Genomic DNA, 17,596 nt, shown 5'->3' on the forward strand with positions numbered 1-17,596 from the left:
TTTTTTCCATAATTTAATAGGAAAGTGAAGGGAAGGGTTATATGGATTCTGACAAGAAGCTGCCTGTGTACCAGCTTTTTATTTCACCAGTTAATTTAATGGAACTTCGGAGAGATATATGGTGCAATGATCCTTTACCGGCAAAGTTAACACTTAACAGAAAAAAACTTGATATTGATATTGTTTACCGTGGCTCACATATCCGCGGTTTTCGCAAAAAATCCTATAATGTAGTCTTTTATAAACCTAATACTTTTAAGAATGCCAAGGAAGTTCATTTAAATGCCGAATATAAAGATAAATCTTTACTAAGAAATAAATTATCTTTAGACTTTTTTTCGGATATAGGCACCTTATCACCGAACTCCCAGTTCGTTTTCCTGAATCTGAACGGAAAGGACGAAGGGATATATCTGGAATTGGAATCGGTGGATGAGTATTATTTGAAGAAAAGGGGGCTGCCAAAGGGGTCCATTTTCTATGCAGTGGATGGTGATGCCAATTTCTCATTGATGAGCGATTTGGATAAAGGAATCAAAAAATCATTGGAGATGGGCTATCAAAAAAAATGCGGGACAGCAAAGGATGAATTATATTTACAAGAGCTGATTCTTCAAATCAATACAATTTCAAGAGTGGATTTTGAAAAGGAAATCGTAAAATATCTCGATGTCGATAAATACCTGCGCTGGCTGGCCGGTGTCATATTCACACAAAACTATGATGGGTTCGTTCATAACTATGCCTTGTATCGAAATGGAGAAACTGGACTCTTTGAAATGATTCCATGGGATTATGATGCGACATGGGGCAGGGATGTTAACGGGAAAGTGATGGAAGAGGATTATGTGGGGATCGAGGGGTTCAATACATTGACTGCCAGAATCCTTGATGTAAGGGGATTTCGTGTCCGATACCAAGAACTTCTTAAGGAGATTTTGAACAATCATTTTAACGTGGGCTATATGAAACCTATCATTCAGGAAATGCATGATCAAATAAGACCTTATGTTTCAAAAGATCCATATATCAAGGGGAATATTGTGAAATTTGATACTGAGCCCGAATTCATCCTGAAATTCATTGAGGCCCGTGCAAAGTATATAATTAGCCGGCTGCATAAATTGGATTAATAATTCCTATCCGTTAGTGATGGAACAATGAAAAATATAACAGCAGGAGTGTTGAAAGAAAAGCATTCCTGCTTTTTTCTGCACGATTCCATTTGCTTTTCTCTACTATTACAGCTATGTTTGATAGAAAGATATAATTTAAAGTAATGAAGGATGGGAATGGATTGACTAATCATAGCCGCAAACCGGCATATATATATACGTTTACATGCACCCCTGACGAACGCTCTTTATCTAAAATGGAGATGCGTTCGTTCTTTGGCTTTGAGACTTCAGGGGATATTTTAAAAAGTGATATAGCAATTGAACCGAGCAGGAGCCCTTTCATTAAAGGGCGGGTCGACGTCATGTTTGAAGGGGAAAGCATATCCGAAATCGTTGAGCAAGTGAAGGGTATTCATTTGCCTGATTCGACGTTCAAAGTATTATTCGTGAAAATTAACGATTTGAATAAGGAAGCAAAAATAGATTATGATGGACAGCGTGAAATTGAACGGGAGATTGGCTGGCACATTCAGGGAAATGCCGATGTACGTAATCCTGATCAGGTCTTTGGAATCGTGACCCTTGGCGGACGTTGGTATTTTGGGAAGTATGTCAAACCTGAAGCGGTTTGGTTAAAACATATGAAAAAGCCCCGTGAATATTCAACAGCGCTTAGCACAAGAGTGGCGAGGGCCATTGCCAACATAGCCGTTCCGCATCCGGATGGCGTGAAAGCAATTGATCCATGCTGCGGAATTGGAACGGTATTGGTAGAAGCATTGTCGATGGGAATCAATATTGTCGGCCGGGATATCAATCCGCTTGTTACCGACGGTTCCAGGGAGAACATTGCCTATTTCGGACTCGAAGGTGATGTAACTACAGGTCCGATTTCGGAGGTCACCAGTAAATATGATGTAGCGATTATCGATATGCCCTACAATTTATATACACATGCGACGCCGGAAGATCAACTATCGATCCTTAAACATGCCAGGGGCTTTGCTGACAAGGTCGTCGTCGTAACGATCGACACGATGGATCATATGATTGAAGAAGCAGGATTTGAGATCGCCGATCGCTGTGTAGCCAGGAAAGGCATTTTCTCCAGAGAGATTGTAGTGTGTGTGTGAGTTTCTTCAGCATGAAAAGGCTGAAATCTTTAATTGGATATGGACTTACCCCTGTCAAATAGACAAATAAAAAAGGCTGTGCTGCCATCTGGCTTCGATATTCGGTGCCAGATGGCGGAAAAGCCCCCTTTACAATTAAGTTTCAATATTGACTAGATTCCGGGTGTAGATGAACTTTCAGGAATTTTTTCATAGTCTGATGGATTAAGATTATGAACCGATCCATCTGTTACACCATTGATAATACCCATTAGCCCCGTTTCAACCGTTTTTACGAGCTGGCCATTCTCTTTTTGCCCAAAGTTTTGTGTTTGACCACTAACTTCAAATAGAACCGTCCCACTTCCGTTTAAAGCAAACGTCCCTAAAGCAGTTCCTGGCAGATCAATAGATTGATCGTATAATGAAATATTTGTAAAAACTGAATTTCCTTTTGCTTGCAGTGCATTATACGCAGTAAGTGTCAACTGACGGGAGAAATCATATTTGAAATTATCTGCATACTCTGCATATTTAGCACCTTCTGGAGTACTTGGGTTAGGAACGAATTTTCCTGATATTGACATAGTTGCACGCTCATCAGTTCCTTCGATATATGGGAACCCCTGGTGATGAAGATCGATAAAAACATCCACTTTCCCGAATTTTGATTTTAAGCCTTTATATGTGTCGCGTACCGTTTGCGCTTCGGGGGTAATAAACCAGCCCGGCTTTTCAGATGCCCCCGGGAAGTCTTGAGGCTTTGGTACATAATTTAGGTCAGGATTGAAGTCACGGTTAACATCAAATCCCGGTTTGCTAGCATAGTCGTCTCCTGATCTGGGAGTAGTGTAATAGTTCCAAGTAGGTTTCACATTAGAAAGTTGGGGGAATTCACCTACAACTTCAGACCATGTCATTTCATTTCCACGACGATCAAGCTCTGAGCCGTCTACGTTCATCATTGGAATAGCAACAATTGTTAGTTCATCAAGCACTTTCTTTACCTCAGGTGAGTTACTTTGACCAAGGTTTTTAAGAATGTTCAATAACGCGACAGTTCCTGTTTTTTCATTTCCATGAATTTCACTTTGAATAAGAACGACTTTGTCACCATGACCGACAGTCACTTTTTGAATGGAACGACCCTGATTCGTTTTTCCGGCCACTTCTACATTGACTTTCCCTGAACTCGTTTGCTCAAGTTGATTTAATTCTTTTACAAGTTCGTCATAATTAAGGAATGCTTCGGTAGAAAGATTCGTTCCGCCTGTCGTATTTGGTCCTCTTTCAGCTAAGCTGACATTTGGGCCAAGTAATGCTGCGGCTACTACTGTTGAACTTAAAACCTTTAAAAATTTTCTTTTCACATTCAATCCCCTATTCTGAAAATATTTAATATTCAGATAATGGATTCTTCACTTTCTAATCATTTTCCTGTTAGATTAATTAAAACACCCAAAAAGGCCTATGTATTTCAGATTCAAGTATTTTGTATATTTTTCCACGAAAAAAGTAAAATCCCCACTAACTGGGGACGATTTCAATTTCAGCATTTTTTGATGTCATTTAGCTTGATAATGAACTACATTTTCAACGAGTTGTTTCGTGACTTTTCCCTGATATTCTAAATAATCCAAATGGCCGATGATTTCTGACATGACGAGCGGGAATTCAGATATATACTTTTGTTTGTAAAACTCCTTTGCCAGCTCATTGCCGGTAGCAATTCCGGATTCTATCAAGGCAAGGATCTTTTGTGATTTTCTTTCTACGCTGTTGAGTCTTTTTTCAATCGTATGACCGGGTTGTTCAATGATGTTACCATGACCAGGAAATAGGAGATTCACCTGTAATGCTAAACATCGTTTTAATGAATCGATATGATCTACGAGAGTCAGCATTCTATTACCGTTTTCATCAGGTTCAATCAAGGCATTGCTTGATATATGTTCAATCAATAAATCACCGGCAAGAAGCCGTTTTCCTTCTTGGTCAAGGAATGCAATTTGATCTGGGGCATGCCCTGGAAATTCGATCACTTCAAAATTCAGCCATTGTTTTTCCGTGATTGCGATGATGTCACCATTCAGTTTTTGATCTTTATTATTATCGACCGCGTTGAATAGGTATGCCACTTGTTTATCTCCAAGTTCACCACAGCCCATCTCATGGTAAAGCTGCTTATAAAATTCAATTCTCATACTTAAGAAGTCAGGGTCCCTTTTTAAACGGGGAATGGATTTAGAATGGGCATAAACGGGAATCGGATGGAGTTCGGTAATCCGGTTGACCAAACCAACATGGTCTCCATGGTGATGGGTTAATAAAATTTCCGTTATATCTCCAACGGTAAATCCATTTTCGTTTAATGTTTGCTGCAGTGCATTCCAGCAGACGTCATCATTCATACCTGCATCGACTAATGTTAAAGATTCATCCTGTTTAACTAAGTAAAAGTTTATACTTTTTAAAGATAAAGCGCTTGGGGCTATAATTGGATAAATTTTAAATGTTGTATTCGTTTTCATGAACGTCCCATATCCTCCTAAATCGAGATAAACTACATCTGGAAAATTGCGAAACTAATGACCGAATAGATTTAAAGGGTTATTATTCTATGATTAGTTGAATGAACTGAAACTGTCAAGCGGAAGTTTCCAGGCAATCGAGAAATATAATAGTAAGATTGATTGGAAATGAATGGTCTATTTATCTAGTTTATTTTAAAATTGAATAAACAAGCCAGTAATTTAGCCAATATTCTTTTAATTTTTTTGTGTAATGAAAAACTGCGACAAAAGGTGAAAAAATGCGTTTCATGGAATGAAACGGTATAGGAGGTTTATGGTTTGAAGCAAAAAATTTATATTACAAGGAAATTGCCAGAACAAATCATCGAAGGTCTTAGTCAAAATTATGATGTCAGGATGTGGGATCAAGAGGATATACCGGTCCCTAGAGAAGTCCTTGAAGAAGAAATGAAAGAAGTCGAGGGGCTGCTTTGCTTATTGACGGAACAAATCGATGAGTCACTGATTGAACAGGCACCTAATCTGAAAATCATCGCGAATATGGCAGTGGGCCATAATAATATTGATGTTCAAAGTGCAGCAAAACGGGGCATCATGGTAACGAACACACCAGGGGTTTTAACGGAAACGACAGCTGATTTAACCTTCGGCTTGCTGCTTGCAACGGCGAGAAGGATGATGGAGGCTGAAGATTATTTAAGGAATGGAAAGTGGGAAACCTGGTCGCCGATGCAGCTGACAGGACAAGATGTACACGGTGCAACGCTGGGTATCATCGGGTTAGGCAGGATTGGGGAAGCCCTTGCCAAAAGAGCTAAGGGATTCGACATGAACATAGTTTATTTTAATCGAAGCCGTAAATATGGACAGGAAAAAGAATTAGGAATCGAATATCAGCCTCTTGAAAAATTGCTCCAAGTCTCGGATTTCGTTTGTGTCATGCTGCCGCTCACACCGGAAACCACTTATATGATTGGCAAGGAGCAGCTTGAATTAATGAAAGGAACGGCTGTGCTCATAAATACCGCAAGAGGCGGGATTATCGATGAAAAAGCGTTGTACCAGGCGCTAAAAAGTCGAGGAATTTGGGCGGCTGGATTGGATGTATTCGAAGAAGAGCCCGTCCCTGTGGACCACCCGCTGCTAACATTGCCCAATGTGGTTACATTGCCGCATATCGGGAGTGCCAGCATTGCCACAAGATTGAAAATGGCAGCTCTGGCTGTACAAAACTTGATGGAGGGGTTATCTGGTGATACTCCCCGTAATTTAGTAATTTTGAATAAATCAAAATGACCCTGAAATGGGTTTGGAATGGCCACATCCCGAATCGCTTTCACGATTTTTTGTTATACTCCATGAGTTTTTACTGTTTTATATAGGTTAAAACATCACTAGATTGAAGAACTTGGCCGCGGTCGGCGGAAAGGGAGCGGATTTAATCCGTGGATCTTAAAATAAATGCTTCGGAGTGAGGTAAAGGTCGAAAAAAATCGTGAATGGCCGAAAAGTGCGGTGTAGGTCGGATAAAATACGAGAACGGCCGAGGAAAAGCTTTGGATAACAAAAAACGTCCGGTATAGGTGGTAAAAAGTGTTCCGGCTGAAATCAACTGCAACGTTTTTCAAATAAAATACGGCAGGGAAACTGACTTTACTTCGAGTTTGTCTACAGTATATAGTGACTCCAAAATGGGGTCATTTTTTATTGAATTTTTTTAGCCGAAGCTGAAAATAATGCTCAAATGGAGATGCATACGAAGGTTGAATCGAAGTTTTCCTTTATCCTCACATTAATGCTTAATTGAGTGCTGAATGGAAGAAACGAATTCAAGTGAAGCATACTTATCGTAAAATGTGCCGATCTTTTGTAAAATAAAGAAAGTCGAGTTTTATTTAGGAAGAACAATTAGTTGAAAGGGATAGGGGTAATAATGATTGAAATGAAGGAAACGATATCATCAGGCAACGAAATGACTAAATCCAAAAGGCTGTTGTTGGCTCTTATGCTGGGATCTTTTGCAGCGATTGGACCACTGTCACTTGATATGTATTTACCGGGTCTCCCTACACTGGCAGAGGATCTGAATAGCAGTACGTCTTTAGCGCAGCTGAGCTTGACGGCCTGCTTGTTAGGATTGGCTTTGGGCCAAATTTATTTAGGGCCTCTAAGTGATGCAAAAGGAAGGCGGACACCGTTAATCATATCTTTATCCATTTATTGCATTTCATCTCTGTTATGCGCTTTTGCTCCAACCATTGAATTGCTTTTATTATTACGTTTTATCCAAGGTATTGCCGGCGCGGGAGGCATTGTCATTTCAAGGGCAATAGTTCGTGACCTTTTTTCAGGAACGGATTTGACCAAGTTCTTCTCCATGTTAATGCTGGTGAATGGGGCGGCACCGATATTGGCTCCGGTTTTTGGCGGTCAACTTTTGCAGTTCACTTCTTGGCGGGGAGTTTTCATTGTCATTTCAGTATTAGGTATCATTATGGTTGCGGCTGCATTTTTGGGGATAAAGGAAACTTTATCGTCTAATCTCAGGAGTGCCGGTGGGTTAAATGATACAATCAGGACTTTTGGGAACTTATTGAAGGATCGTGTGTTTATGGGCTATGCTTTTTCACAAGGATTCATAAGTGCCGCTATGTTCGCTTATATTTCTGGATCGCCATTTGTTCTCCAGAACATTTATGGGGTTTCCCCACAGACCTTTAGCCTGATTTTTGCAATTAACGGAATTGGGATCATCATCGCTTCACAAGTTGCCGGAAAGCTTGCAGGGAAGGTTAAAGAAGAAAAATTGCTTCAAATGGGATTATGTCTAGCTTTGTTTGGGGGGATATTACTTCTTGCCTCAGTCCTTCTTGAAATGGGGTTGGCAGGAATCTTGGTCGCTTTATTCCTCTCCGTCTCCAGCGTCGGTATTGTCGGAACAACAAGTTTTTCTTTAGCGATGCAAAATCAGAAAAAAACTGCAGGCAGTGCTTCGGCTTTAATAGGCCTGCTTCCCTTCATTTTAGGATCACTAATGGCTCCCCTGGTGGGATTAGGTTCAGGTGAGTCACCCTTGCCGATGGGAATTGTGATGGTAAGCTGTCATGTCATCGCCATGTTCGCTTATTTACTCCTTGCCCGTCGCGGATTAAGGCGAGTTGCTTAAAAAGGAAAAAAGCTGAAATCCTGATGTGGATTTCAGCTTTTTCTTTTAAGGGGTTAAGTATGAATCATAATAGTGATTCTGCTCCATCGATATAAACTTCCGTGCCCGTAACATGGGAAGACATATCTGATGCTAGAAACAATACGAGATCACCAGCTTGTTCGGTAGTCCCTGCTTTCCTCGCAAGGGGCTGGGAGCCTTGCGGATATTCAATGGGAATCGTGATTTTTTTTAAGTTTTCATCTTCCGGGAATGTGTTATCGTGAATGTTCGTATCAATCGAGCCGGGACAAATGGTATTTACCCTGATTTTATATCTTGCCAATTCGAGTGCAGCCATTTTACCGAAAGCGACTTGACCTGCCTTGGATGAACTATAAGCGGAAAAACCAAAATTCTTGAAATATCGGTTTCCATTGATGGAGCTGTTGATTACGATGCTGCCACCCGTTTCCTTCATATAGGGAATGGCGTATTTGATGGTGAGAAAGGTGCCTTTGAGGTTGATGGTATGTGTCTGATCCCAATCTTCTGGCTTTATGTCTTCTATAGGGGCAATCACTCCGTTGATGCCTGCGTTTGCAAATACAAAATCAATTTTCCCAAAATGTTCATAGGCGGTCTTGTAGGCATGTTCAACTTGCTCGGCCTTGGATACATCCGTTTTAATGATTAAAGCCTCTCGACCAAGGTTCTCCACTTCTTCCTTCACCTTTTCGGCATTTTCGACTGTACGGTCAAAAAAGATGATGTTCGCGCCGTTTTCAGCTAGTTTCAGTGCAGCGCCCCGGCCAATTCCCGATCCTCCACCGGTAATGATGGCAACTTTGTTTTTCATTAATTCTGTCATAAACTTCACACGCTCCTTTTAAGTCTTCTATTCCCAATTTGGGAGTATGTAGAAACATCATGGCAGTGGTAATATAGAAAAATTATAAACGAATATTACCTAAAAAATCCAATTTAAACAATTGCGAGTGTTCATTATACTTTGTTTTTCAGTAAAATGTCTGTATATTGAGGACATAATTAAGTTAGCTTGAAAGGGGATAGGATGTTGATAAGATTAGGGGTAATAGGTACAAACTGGATCACGGAACGATTTTTGGAGGCTGCGAAGCATGTAGAGGATTTATCTTTAACCGCCGTGTATTCACGTACAGAAGAGAAAGCAAAGGAATTTGCCAATAAATACGAAGTACATACGACTTTTACGAATTTAGAAGAAATGGCTGCCAGCGATGAAATCGACGCTGTATATATAGCAAGCCCTAACTCTCATCATTGCAGGCAAGCCGTGTTGTTTTTACAAAATAAAAAACATGTATTATGTGAAAAACCAATGGCCTCGAATGCGGCAGAAGTAAGGGAAATGATTGAGGCAGCAAAACAAAATGATGTGCTATTGATGGAAGCGATGAAATCGACCATCATGCCGAATTTTGAAAGTATAAAAGGGAATCTGGATAAAATCGGGAAGATTAGGCGTTTCTCGGGAAGCTTTTGCCAATATTCATCACGCTATGATTCATATAAACAAGGAACTGTGCTGAATGCATTCAATCCGGAATTCTCCAGTGGCTCTTTAATGGATTTAGGCATTTACGTCCTCTATCCACTTGCTGTACTGTTCGGTAAACCGAATAAGGTGCAGGCATCAGGAACGATGCTTGAATCAGGAGTTGATGGGCAGGGGACGATTCTGCTTTCTTATGATGAAATGGAGGCAGTCGTCATGTTTTCCAAGATTACTGAATCCAATTTGCCATCGGAAATTCAAGGTGAACTTGGGAGCATCATCATTCAGAAAATTTCAGGACCGCAAGCGGTGGATATTCAGTATCGGGATGGAACCACTGAAAATATTTCTGTTAAACAGGATATGCCTTCCATGTATTATGAAGCGAAAGAATTTGTTGATTTGATACAGCAGGGGAAAATGGAATCCGATATAAATTCATATTCGAATTCACTGTTGACCATGGAAATCATGGATGAAGCAAGAAAGCAAATCGGCATCGTCTTTCCTTCAGACCGAGGACATGGTCAATCATGAAGGGGAAAAATGGATGTTACTGATAACCCTTAATTGGGTAGAATTCAGTACAGGGATAATTTTATTGTTGGGGGAATGGACATGAATTGCAAAATAAATCGCAATGCAGCAAAAGTCTTACAAAAAATGCTGAGCACTGAAGAAGCCGAAGGGAAAATGATTCGTGTATATATCACCCATATGCATGGCGATCATGCCCATTATGACATGAAGCTGGATACACCGGCAGAGCATGATGAAATCGTCAAAACAGATAAAGAAATCGATATTTTGCTTGATTCACGTGAAGAATTTCTTGATGGTGTCTGGATTAAATATTTTTATGTACCTGAAGAAGGCTTTGAAATCACTAATCCTTCTAAAGAACCGCACGGACATCATCACCACTAAGAGTAAAGGGGGAGGATTGGCATGAATCAAAAATACGAAAAGATTTTTCAACCATATATATTTCCATCAGGGGTCGAAGTGAAAAATCGTATCATGATGGCTCCTATGACCACTTATTCTTCGGATGATAAAGGCGTTGTAACCGATGATGAACTGGCCTATTACGCTGAACGATCAGCTGGTGTAGGTGCGGTGGTCACGGCATGTGCCTATGTATCTGCTGGAGGCAAGGGATTCCAAGGCCAACTTAGTGCAGATGACGATTTCTTTATCCCATCCTTGAGAAAACTAGCCGAAACGATTCAGTCCAACGGCTCAAAAGCGATCCTGCAAATATATCATGGAGGCCGGCAAAGTCCGCCGGAATTATTGCCTGATAACCAACCTGTTTCTGCAAGTGCCATTGCTTCCAGCGAGGAAGCATCTGTACCGCGGGAAATGAGTGAAGATGAAATACAAGACATTATTAAAGCATTTGGAGAAGCAACAAGAAGGGCAATCGAAGCAGGATTCGATGGTGTGGAAATCCATGGTGCCAATACGTACTTGCTGCAGCAATTCTTCTCGCCACACTCGAACCGTCGTACGGATAACTGGGGTGGAACACTGGGAAAACGATTGATTTTCCCGCTTACCATTGTGAATGAAGTTGAGAAAACGGTTGCTGAGCATGCGAAAAAGCCGTTTATCATTGGCTACCGCCTTTCTCCTGAAGAAGGCAGCAATCCTGGAATCACCTTAGATGATACGATTCAATTCGTTGATAGATTAGCGAATCAAAACCTGGATTATCTACATATATCGGTAGGCCACTTCTGGAATGGCTCATTCCGCGAGAGTGATAGGACAAAGTCGCGCATCGTTAAAATTTACGATAAAGTAGGTAATCGTATCCCTGTTGTCGGTGTAGGCTCACTGCATACACCCGATGAAGTTGCAGAAGCTATGGAAACGGGTGTCCCTTTTATCGCCCTTGGCCGCGAACTTCTTATGGAACCGCATTGGATTGAAAAAATCAGGTCTGGAAAAGAAGCGGAAATACGGACCACCCTTTCAAAAAAAGATCAGGATGAACTGGTCATTCCAGATCCTCTTTGGGAAAAGTTGATTGGGATAAAAGGTTGGCTCCCGGTTGTGGAGTGATTAGCAACATCTTGAATATATGTGTAACCCGTCCTCCAAAGGTGGACGGGTTTTTGCATGTTTTCATATGAAACTAAAAATCAATCATCTTCAGCTAGAAAAATAGAGGTTGATTCAGCAGAATTCTGGATTTAATCATTCCCTGATAGTAAATACTATCTTTAAGACTTATGTTTTACGTGAATTAAAAATTAATATTTGTGCCAATGAATAAAATATATTATTATAAATTTAATAAGAGGGTATGAAATGGAGGGTTATAATTGAAGTTTCCACACGATTTTTTATTCGGAGCAGCTTCCGCTTCTTTTCAAATAGAAGGAGCATGGGATGAAGATGGTAAAGGTATAACGAATTGGGATGTCTTCTCGAAGATACCGGGGAAAACATATGAAGGTACAAACGGGGATGTAGCGATAGACCATTATCATCGTTACAAAGAAGATATTAAATTAATGGCAGAGATGGGACTTGAATCATATCGGTTTTCCATTTCATGGGCACGTATTTTGCCAACCGGTGACGGGGAAATCAATGAAAAAGGTTTGGAATTTTATAATAATGTTATTAATGAATGCTTAAAATATGGGATTGTTCCATTTGTTACGCTGTATCATTGGGATTTGCCTTTGACGCTTGAACAAGATGGGGGATGGACGAATAAGCGAACAGCTGAAGCATTCGTCAAGTATGCGGAGATTTGTTTTCTCGCATTCGGAGACCGCGTCAAACATTGGATCACGTTTAATGAAACGGTTATGTTTTGCGGTTTGGGGTATTTAAAAGGAGCGCACCCGCCTGGAATCCAAAACGATGAAAATAAATACTTTCAAGCGACACATTACGTTTTTTATGCACATGCCAAAGCGGTAGAGGTATATAAGGCACTGAATCATTACGGTGAAATTGGGATTACCCATGTCTTCCTGCCAGCTTATAGTATTGATGACAAACATGAGAATGTATTAGCTGCTAAGCATGCCAATGAATATGAAACTTTTTGGTATTATGACCCAATTTTAAAAGGTGAATATCCAGCTTATGTGGTTGAGCAATTAAAGGAGAAAGGCTGGACACCAAGTTGGACCGAAGAAGAACTGGATACGCTAAAAAGAAATGCGGGGAAAAATGATTTTATTGGACTCAATTATTACCAGCCCATTCGTGTGGAAAAAAATCGGGGAGCCACCTCAAACATGGAGCATTCAAGAGAAACATCTACTCTAGCTCCAGGAAACCCGTCTTTTGATGGCTTTTATCGGACCGTAAAAATGGAAGATAAAACATATACTAAATGGGGCTGGGAAATCTCACCTCAAGGATTCTTAGATGGGCTGCATATGTTAAAAGAGCGTTATGGTGATATTAAAATGTATGTTACAGAAAACGGACTTGGTGATGAGGATCCGATAATCGATGGTGAAATAGTGGATGTTCCCCGTATTAAATATATTGAGGAACACTTAAAAGTGATTAAGCGGGCAATCAAAGAAGGCATCCATTTAAAAGGATATTACGCATGGTCTGTTATTGATCTATTAAGTTGGTTAAACGGGTATAAGAAGCAATACGGATTTATTTACGTGGATCATCATGATCAGTTAAACCGGAAAAAGAAGCTGTCGTTTCATTGGTATAAGCATATTATCGAGACGAGAGGAGAAGAGCTGTAAACTGAAAGAAAACGTATATAGAGCCTTGAGTTTTTATAGAGCATGTATTGAGCAATCTTTCTCAAAACATGCTTTTTTCTATTGGTCATTAATCAAGTTTTCTGATATGGGGAATTAGTCCAAAGTTCAAACCTCCTGATTCGTAGTCTGAATCTCCGGCTTCAAATTAACTAGACTGGAAATATGGTCCCGGATTGTAATGCAAATGTAAAAATATGCAAGAAGTTGTAAACAAATGTTAACGTTACTAACAATGTACAGTATTACGTTTTACTGTATAATGTTGAAGCGTGGTCGAGACCATGTCAAATAACTTAACATAAGGAGATTACATATGACGATTATTTCTTAGCTTTGAAAAGTCCCCCCGCATGGTTTGTCCCGTTGAAAAAACCTACAATAGTTAGATTAATTTCGATCAAGCACTCCCTCTAAAATGAAAGAATGTCATTTTTCCTGATGAAGGTAGATTCCAACTAAAAAAACGACTAAGGATGTGAGTTTTAAAAAGATGATAAAAGATTCTAGATTTCAAGGATATAATATGAAGGGTTTTCAAAAGGATGTAACGGCAGGATTGGTCGTAGGTGTTGTAGCCATCCCTTTAGGATTGGCTTTTGCAATTGCTTCAGGCGTCGAACCGATATACGGGTTATATACGACCATCATCGCTGGAATCCTCATATCGATTTTGGGTGGCTCCAAGTATCAAATTGGAGGGCCAACCGGGGCGTTTGTTCCTTTATTATTTGGAATCGTTATGCAATATGGGTATGAAAGCCTGCTTATTGCCGGGTTTTTAGCCGGAATAATGTTAGTCCTGATGGGTCTGCTTAAGGTAGGCAATTTGATGAAGTTCATTCCCCGTCCCGTCATCATTGGATTTACAACAGGAATTGCGATAATAATCTTTTCAGGCCAAATTGCCAACTTCTTTGGTATGAAAGTGGAAAAACATGAAGCGTTCATGGATAACATGAAGGAACTGGTGATTAAAGCAGGCACGATCAATCTATATAGTGTGATTGTTGCGATTATATGTTTTGTCGTCATACTGCTCGCACCTAGACTTTTGCCACGAGTGCCAGGACCGCTTCTGGGTTTGCTGATTTCCACAATTGCAGCTTACTTTTTATTTCCCGATAAGGTGGCTACGATTGGTTCCACGTATGGAGCGATTCCGAAAGGTTTTCCGGAATTCCAAGTGCCGGAACTATCAGTGGAAGTCATTATCACACTCCTTCCCGTTGCTTTTACGATTGCCTTGTTAGGCGGTGTCGAGTCATTGTTATCCGCTACCGTGGCCGATAACATGGGGGGAACCAAGCATGATAGTAATAAGGAATTGGTTGGGCAAGGAATCGCGAACATCGCGACCCCGTTCTTCGGCGGGATACCTGCAACAGGTGCCATTGCCAGGACAGCTACCAATATAAAAAGCGGGGCAGCCTCCCCGATGTCCGGAGTCATTCACGGAATTGTCGTTTTACTGGTTTTGCTGGTACTTTCTCCATATGCAGCGCATATACCTTTGGCAAGCATGGCGCCCATATTGATGTTTGTTGCCTGGAATATGAGTGAAAGAAAGGAATTCGCTCATGTATTGAAAACGAAGACGGCGGATTCTGCGGTTTTGCTAGTCACCTTCCTCGTCACAGTCTTCACTGATTTAATCATGGGAGTGGGAATCGGCTTATTGATTGCATTCATCACCTTCATTGCAAAAATGAGCCACACGTTAAAAGTCAGGGAAAGAAGTCATGAGATTACCGAGATTATTCCAATTGATAATTCGGATTCAAAGATCAATGTGTATAACTTGGAAGGTCCCCTCTTCTTTGGTTCGATAGACGTCTTGGAGTCATCGATATTGGAGAACTTGGATAATAAGACGAAAGTGTTGGTATTAAGCATGCGCCGGGTAACATATATGGACACTTCAGCAGAGGCTGCACTATTGGCGATTGTTAATCGCATCGGAAAATATAAGGGGAAATTAATCATTTCAGGAATCCAGCAGCAACCCAAGGAATTGTTACTCAGCACTGGGTTGTATCATAAAATAGATAAACAGCACTTTTTTAAATCGAAGGAAGATGCCCTGTATTTTGCCAAGAAGCAGTTGAAGGGCAATTCGGATAAAGTAGTCTAATAGTTTCATCCTCGAAGTCACCTTTTTGGATAGTTATGTTATAGTATCGTTAACAGTAGATTTTTAAAAGAAGGTGACTATCTGGGTGAATGTATATCGGATTGGCCAGCTTGCTGAACTAGCGAATGTTTCGAGAAGAACCATTGACTATTACACACAATTAGGAATGCTGAACTATGAAAAAACTGGGTCAAGATATCGGTATTACACAGAAGATGCTTTAAATCGTCTTCAAATGATTAATCGGTATAAAGAACAGAATATGCCTTTGACCGAAATCAAGGAACGGTTACAAGTCTGGTCGGAAACCACTGTTGATTCCGAGCAAGTGCTCTTGATGGTGGACAAGCTATCTACAGACCTTAAAGGACTGGAGAATGAATTGCTGGAATTAAAGCCTTTATTGGAACAGCTCGATGAACAGCAATTAACATATGCTGCACAACAGTTTTCCGTTCGGGGCAGCTCTTTATTGAGTATCCTTGCCATGCTCGCCTAAGCTTTTTGCCAAGTTCAACAAAAAAAGACCTGATTGGGTCTTTTTTTGTTAACTGGACATTTAATGAAAACTACAAACTCAAAAGGATAACCTGACTTTATATACGATAGCGGTACTTTATTTTAACGGAGTCTATAGATCTTTTTTCAATGAAGATGAAGGATATAAGGGATTGGAAAAAGAAGAACTTAAGTATCTACTACTATATGAAGAGGTGAAAGGGAATGATTGGATCGATAGTTACGACGGTAAAAGGACATCTTCAAGGTACTATGGAAAACGATATATGCGTTTGGCGTGGAGTCAGGTATGCGAAAGCGCCGATTGAGGGCCTGCGTTTCCTCTCGCCGGAGCCAGTAGATAAGTGGAGCGGTGTCCTGGATGCAGTGGATTTTGGTCCGATTCCCCCGCAGCCGATGGATCGGGCGGTAAGGACGGGAATGACCGGAAATGAAAAAATGGATGAGGATTGCTTGTTCCTGAATATTTGGTCGCCTAGGGCTGATGATAAAAAACGCCCGGTCATGGTGTGGATTCCTGGAGGAGCATACATAACGGGAGCTGGATCCCTTGATATGTACAATGGACATTTACTGGCTAAGAATGGGGATGTAGTCGTAGTAAGCATCAACTATAGGCTGGGGGCACTGGGATATCTGGATTTTTCCGAGTTGGCAGGTGATGGGGAAATATTTGAAACCAATTTAGGTTTACGTGATCAAGTTGCGTCTCTGAAATGGGTTAAAGAAAATATAGAAGCGTTTGGCGGCGACCCTGATAATGTTACGATATTTGGTGAATCAGCTGGTGGCAATGCGGTGACGACTTTACTTACTGTTCCTTCAGCGAGAGGACTTTTTAAACAGGCCATTGCGGAAAGTCCCGCTCCGACATCTGTTTACGGAAAAGGATTTGCGCGCCAATTCAGTGAAAGGTTCCTTGAAATATTGGGAATAGGAAAGGATGAAATCCACCGCTTAAAGACACTTCCAGTTCAAGAGATTGTCGGGGCCTCCTACCAACTCTTGCAGGAAAATTCACAGGCCATGCCGGGCTCACTATCATTTGGACCTGTCGTAGATGGTGACTTCCTGCCCGATTATCCACTAGATTCGATTCGATCCGGAAAAGCAAAGGGAATACCCTTGCTTATAGGAACAAATAGGGACGAAGCAACATTATTCGACCAGATGGATCCCCCGTTAATCCCAACTAATGCGGCGATGATTCAGAAAATGTTCGATAACACTGATCCAGAGGCGAAAGAGCGAATTACGAATGCTTATATAAACTACCCAGAAAAGGAAGCTGCACTTGGCATTGGCCGTGATGCGACTTTCCATATTCCCTCGGTTTGGTATGCAGAGGCATACAGCCGCTTTGAAAAAACATGGATGTACCGTTTTGATTATAAAACGGCCGCAATGCGCATAAGTAAATTAGGGGCGACACATGGTATGGAAATTCCTTTTGCCTTCCAGACTTTCGACTCGGCATTTGGGAAACGGATTACTTCATATGGTTCAAGGTCAGCTGCCCTAAAGGTTTCCCATAGAATGCAGGGCCATTGGATCAACTTTGCGAAACATGGAAACCCCAATCCCCCGGAAGGCGAAATCTGGCCGAAATATGATGAAAGAAATCACTACACAATGATTTTTGATAAAAAGGATTATATTGAAAAAGATCCTGACAGAATGATAAGGTTGGCATGGGAAGGGGTAGGGATTTACAAGTGAAAAATAGTGGCTTG

At 40.8% G+C, this 17,596-nt stretch carries 14 protein-coding genes; 11 read left to right on the plus strand and 3 right to left on the minus strand.

Features of this window, described 5'->3' with window-relative positions; genetic code table 11:
- The first annotated feature begins 41 nt into the window (after positions 1 to 41).
- Positions 42 to 1,133 (plus strand): CotH kinase family protein, encoded by a 1,092-nt coding sequence (locus tag ABOA58_RS07285; protein ID WP_350301797.1) that lies wholly within the window; start codon positions 42 to 44, stop codon positions 1,131 to 1,133.
- A 164-nt stretch (positions 1,134 to 1,297) separates the two neighbouring features.
- Positions 1,298 to 2,251, plus strand: a complete 954-nt coding sequence (locus ABOA58_RS07290) for a TRM11 family SAM-dependent methyltransferase (RefSeq protein ID WP_137020373.1) — start codon at positions 1,298 to 1,300, stop codon at positions 2,249 to 2,251.
- A gap of 152 nt (positions 2,252 to 2,403) precedes the next feature.
- Here the strand turns inward: ABOA58_RS07290 and ABOA58_RS07295 are convergent, their stop codons facing one another.
- Positions 2,404 to 3,600, minus strand: coding sequence for a M14 family metallopeptidase (locus tag ABOA58_RS07295; RefSeq protein ID WP_350301798.1), 1,197 nt, complete (start codon positions 3,598 to 3,600; stop codon positions 2,404 to 2,406).
- Between the two features lie 195 nt (positions 3,601 to 3,795).
- Positions 3,796 to 4,761 (minus strand): MBL fold metallo-hydrolase, encoded by a 966-nt coding sequence (locus ABOA58_RS07300; protein ID WP_350301799.1) that lies wholly within the window; start codon positions 4,759 to 4,761, stop codon positions 3,796 to 3,798.
- Positions 4,762 to 5,082: 321 nt separating this feature from the next.
- Here ABOA58_RS07300 and ABOA58_RS07305 point away from each other — a divergent pair, with 321 nt between their 5' ends.
- Complete coding sequence (locus ABOA58_RS07305; protein WP_350301800.1) at positions 5,083 to 6,060, plus strand: 2-hydroxyacid dehydrogenase; 978 nt, start codon at positions 5,083 to 5,085, stop codon at positions 6,058 to 6,060.
- Positions 6,061 to 6,697: 637 nt separating this feature from the next.
- Positions 6,698 to 7,930: a multidrug effflux MFS transporter gene (locus ABOA58_RS07310; protein WP_434547768.1), complete on the plus strand. Its 1,233-nt coding sequence runs from the start codon at positions 6,698 to 6,700 to the stop codon at positions 7,928 to 7,930.
- A gap of 64 nt (positions 7,931 to 7,994) precedes the next feature.
- Here ABOA58_RS07310 and ABOA58_RS07315 read toward each other — a convergent pair whose 3' ends face one another.
- A complete protein-coding gene (locus ABOA58_RS07315) occupies positions 7,995 to 8,780 on the minus strand; it encodes an SDR family oxidoreductase (protein WP_350301801.1) in 786 nt (261 codons plus the stop codon).
- Between the two features lie 207 nt (positions 8,781 to 8,987).
- Here ABOA58_RS07315 and ABOA58_RS07320 point away from each other — a divergent pair, with 207 nt between their 5' ends.
- The 7 genes from ABOA58_RS07320 to ABOA58_RS07350 all read left to right on the plus strand — a co-directional run bounded on the left by ABOA58_RS07320 (position 8,988) and on the right by ABOA58_RS07350 (position 17,582).
- Positions 8,988 to 9,986 carry a Gfo/Idh/MocA family protein gene (locus ABOA58_RS07320; RefSeq protein WP_350302814.1) on the plus strand — a complete coding sequence of 333 codons (999 nt, stop codon included), beginning with the start codon at positions 8,988 to 8,990 and terminating at the stop codon, positions 9,984 to 9,986.
- Between the two features lie 81 nt (positions 9,987 to 10,067).
- Positions 10,068 to 10,376 (plus strand): heme biosynthesis protein HemY, encoded by a 309-nt coding sequence (locus tag ABOA58_RS07325; RefSeq protein WP_101224065.1) that lies wholly within the window; start codon positions 10,068 to 10,070, stop codon positions 10,374 to 10,376.
- 21 nt (positions 10,377 to 10,397) lie between these two features.
- On the plus strand, positions 10,398 to 11,519 hold the full coding sequence (locus ABOA58_RS07330) for an NADH-dependent flavin oxidoreductase (protein ID WP_350301802.1): 1,122 nt from the start codon (positions 10,398 to 10,400) through the stop codon (positions 11,517 to 11,519).
- A 263-nt stretch (positions 11,520 to 11,782) separates the two neighbouring features.
- A complete protein-coding gene (locus ABOA58_RS07335; protein WP_350301803.1) occupies positions 11,783 to 13,192 on the plus strand; it encodes a GH1 family beta-glucosidase in 1,410 nt (469 codons plus the stop codon).
- Positions 13,193 to 13,703: 511 nt separating this feature from the next.
- Entirely contained in the window at positions 13,704 to 15,344 is a 1,641-nt protein-coding gene (locus ABOA58_RS07340) for a SulP family inorganic anion transporter (RefSeq protein WP_350301804.1), read from the plus strand.
- Between the two features lie 85 nt (positions 15,345 to 15,429).
- Complete coding sequence (locus tag ABOA58_RS07345; RefSeq protein WP_350301805.1) at positions 15,430 to 15,843, plus strand: MerR family transcriptional regulator; 414 nt, start codon at positions 15,430 to 15,432, stop codon at positions 15,841 to 15,843.
- Between the two features lie 224 nt (positions 15,844 to 16,067).
- Positions 16,068 to 17,582: a carboxylesterase/lipase family protein gene (locus tag ABOA58_RS07350; RefSeq protein WP_350301806.1), complete on the plus strand. Its 1,515-nt coding sequence runs from the start codon at positions 16,068 to 16,070 to the stop codon at positions 17,580 to 17,582.
- The last annotated feature ends 14 nt before the right edge of the window (positions 17,583 to 17,596 follow it).

It is taken from the genome of Peribacillus frigoritolerans (assembly GCF_040250305.1).
GTDB lineage: Bacteria > Bacillota > Bacilli > Bacillales > DSM-1321 > Peribacillus.